2 protein-coding genes and 1 pseudogene are annotated in these 3,223 nt (G+C 46.8%); 1 reads left to right on the top strand and 2 read right to left on the bottom strand.

Annotated features, from left to right (window positions below):
- Positions 1-144: 144 nt before the first annotated feature.
- Positions 145-375 (bottom strand): annotated as a pseudogene (locus tag RH949_RS28000) (ZIP family metal transporter); the annotation flags it as partial.
- Between the two features lie 78 nt (positions 376-453).
- On the bottom strand, positions 454-1,344 hold the full coding sequence (locus RH949_RS27995) for an alpha/beta fold hydrolase (RefSeq protein ID WP_006105341.1): 891 nt from the start codon (positions 1,342-1,344) through the stop codon (positions 454-456).
- Between the two features lie 178 nt (positions 1,345-1,522).
- Here RH949_RS27995 and RH949_RS27990 point away from each other — a divergent pair, with 178 nt between their 5' ends.
- Complete coding sequence (locus RH949_RS27990; RefSeq protein WP_446357771.1) at positions 1,523-2,875, top strand: S-layer homology domain-containing protein; 1,353 nt, start codon at positions 1,523-1,525, stop codon at positions 2,873-2,875.
- Positions 2,876-3,223 lie beyond the last annotated feature (348 nt).

Genomic DNA, 3,223 nt, shown 5'->3' with positions numbered 1-3,223 from the left:
TGTCTATAAACCAGCCTGGAGGCACGGGGTTATCGTGCAAGCTAAGCCGAACTATTAAGTATGTTCAGCTTAGCTTGTTCGATGACTGAGCGGGCTACTAAAAACCCAGACCTCAGCTCTTAGCAGGTCTGGGTAGTTTATACTCATAATTAACGCCGCATTCATCGGGGAAGCGCCTTGAGAAATCGCCGCATCTTTACCCGGTACAATTAATGAAAACGCCGTCGCAGCTAGCATTACGCCACCCCCGAATCCTAACGCGATCGCTTGTAATCGGTGGGTCAAGCGAATCGGTAAAAATACAGGTAACGCACCGACAAAGGTTGCGAGTCCCGCCAGCAAACTGGCGATAAAACCCGCAAGAATTGGATTCATAAGTTATTTGTCATTCGTCATTCGTCATTCGTCTTATGTCTTATGTCATTCGTCATACTCGCGCAAGCGAGAAGCAAGCTACGTCATTTGACTTAGCCAATCGAGAATTAGAGAATTAACCATCTCTGGCTTCTCATCGTGAGGACAATGACCCGCTTGGGGGATGGCAAAAAACTCGACATCCTTCTCCATTTGGCGCTGCTGCTGGTAAATCGCCGCCCCATTAATTGGTGTCCAAGGGTCATTTTCGCCCCAAAGAACTAATAGAGGACGGTTTAATTTGGGTAATAATTCCCCAGGCGCAGGACCTGCAGGACCCGTTAAGACAGATGCAAATACCTGTTGGGCACCCGGATCACAGGAGGGCTGGTAGAGTAAATCGACTAATTCTTCCGTAATCGCTTGGGGGTCACAGTAAACCTGACGCAGGGTGTTGCGAATGCGGTTTTTTTGGCGAATTCGGTTAAATAAAAACGGACCGACGGTTTTAGAACTAACCAATTTGTTAAAGGTTCCCATCACCAGCCGTAAGGGTAAATTTAACTCATCGGGACGGTGGTTTAAGCCCCCTGCACAATTAATCAAAACACCACCAACGGCAATATCCGGGTATTGGGTAACTACCATTAAACTCAATAGCGCCCCAATTGAGTTGCCAATAAATACGGTTGGTTCCTGAATATGGGCGTCCCAGAAGTCTTTGATCTGTTTCTGCCATACCTCTAAGCTGTAGTCTAAGGCAGGTTTATCTGATCCGCCGAACCCTAACAGATCAATCGCAAACACCCGATATCCCGCATCCGCTAGCACCGGGATATTCTTGCGCCAATGTCCAATGGATGCACCAAAGCCGTGAATCAATACCAAGGGTTGACCTGTTCCCTGGACGGTGTATTGAATTGAGTGACCTTGCCAAGTCCAAAGGTGCTTTTCTAAGGGGTTGTTCTGGATTCGCGGTTGGGTAATCACTGTGCTTTATGAAGTTTGTTTAAGTGTTTTGTTCTATGATACCGGGATTGAGACAGATTCTGGAAAATTTTTGCCCAGATTCCTGTTTATTGAGAATCGCCACGTTTGAATAAATGGGAACAGTTTCCCCATCAGTTCTGTCTTTAGGTTCCTTTTGTTTGTGTTTGGTATGCGTGTTATGAGTCAACTATTATTTGCGTCAAGCGGTAGGATAATCATCGCCGTCGCTGGATTCGCGATCGCCACCGCTACTCCTTCTGTTGCGAATCCTATCCCCACATCTCCCCTAGAGGTGATTCAGGGGATGGAACTTGCCCAAACTTCCTCAGTAGAAGCAGATACCGTTGAATCTTTACCTGACGCGATCGCAGAGGCTGTCTTTGAGGATATCAGCCGTCGCCATAATTTGGATACATCCCAGCTAAAAATCCTCAAAGTCGCCCGCCAAACTTGGTCTGATGGTTGTTTGGGATTAGGCGACGATCAGATTTGCACCCAGGCGCTAGTTCCAGGGTGGTTGGTGATTGTCGGGAGTGAGGATAAACTGTGGGCGTATCGGACGGATGAGATGGGTTCAGTTGTCGCCCTGGATGAAACCTTAAGCCAGAAAATGACCGCCCGGTATACCGCGACGCTGATTGAAGAACAACGCATCCGCACCCGCAACCGTGAAACTACGGAAATTACCGCCGGGAGTACCACCAGTCAAACCACCCAGGGAACTGTTGATAGTCGCGCTAGTCAACGCCAAACCAACCAAACTACTCAGATAAGTGGGGGGGCGACTCAACAGCAACAAGTCGCCGCTAGTGGTTCCCAAATTCGCCGAACTGTACAAACAAGTTTCACGGATATCGCCAGTAATTATTGGGCGCAGGACTTTATTGCTGAATTAGTACGCTTAGATATTATCAGGGGATTTCCCGATGGCACATTTCGTCCCAATGAACCTGTGACTCGCGCCCAGTTTGCGGCGATGATTCGTAAGGCGTTTGAAAAGACGAAAATCCGTAATGTTAGTATCCGGGATGTTTCTACCCGTCACTGGGCATACAATGCCATTGAAGAAGCGTGTGAAACGGGGTTTTTAACGGTTAATTCTGCTAATAACTTTAACCCCAAGCAAAAGTTATCGCGGTTGGAAGTATTATTGGCATTAACTCAGGGGTTAAATTATTCTGTGAATGGATCAGCGACGAACATTTTGCAATTTTATAATGATGCATCAGCGATTCCGGTTAATGTTCGTCCTTTAGTTGCGGCGGCGACGCAGCGAGGCATTGTGGTCAATTATCCTAATGTCGAATTACTGAATCCCAATCAGATAGCAAGTCGTGCAGAAGTAGCGGCATTTTTGTATCAAGCTTTGGTGAGTACCGGGGAAACCGTGGCGATTTCTTCTCCTTATGTGGCGGCGATTGAGTTTGAAGAAATCGAAAATGAGGTGCAAGAATCGGATGAAGAACAGGAACTAGAAATGGAAGAGGATGATTGGGGTGGTGATGATGATGATGACGATGATGATGATTAATTGGCTGTAGAATTGCTTCTACAATCTGTCTTTTTTGCCAATTACTGTCTCGTTTATTGTAAGTTAAGTCAATAAACCCCCTCACCCCCAGCCCCTCTCCCACCACTCACAAGGGTAGGTTTTTTAAGATTGCGGTTCAGGTTAGACTTGGAAGACAGGTAGACCATCACTTCGACTTCGCTCAGCGACCGTAGACAAGGAAGAGTTTTAACGAAAAATAGGGCGTTTCGGCTTTTAGAAGTTAGTTTGACCGAACCGAATTCTGTACGGTTTTTCCCCCTTGTCTTCTTTCCTTCCTTGTCCCCTTGTCTTGTCTCCACCCTTAAATAAAAAACCTACACCTGTCAG

It is taken from the genome of Coleofasciculus sp. A1-SPW-01, assembly GCF_040217205.1.
GTDB lineage: Bacteria > Cyanobacteriota > Cyanobacteriia > Cyanobacteriales > Coleofasciculaceae > Coleofasciculus > Coleofasciculus chthonoplastes_A.
Note: the sequence above shows the minus strand (reverse complement) of the source record. Positions and strands in the feature narration are given on the sequence as shown.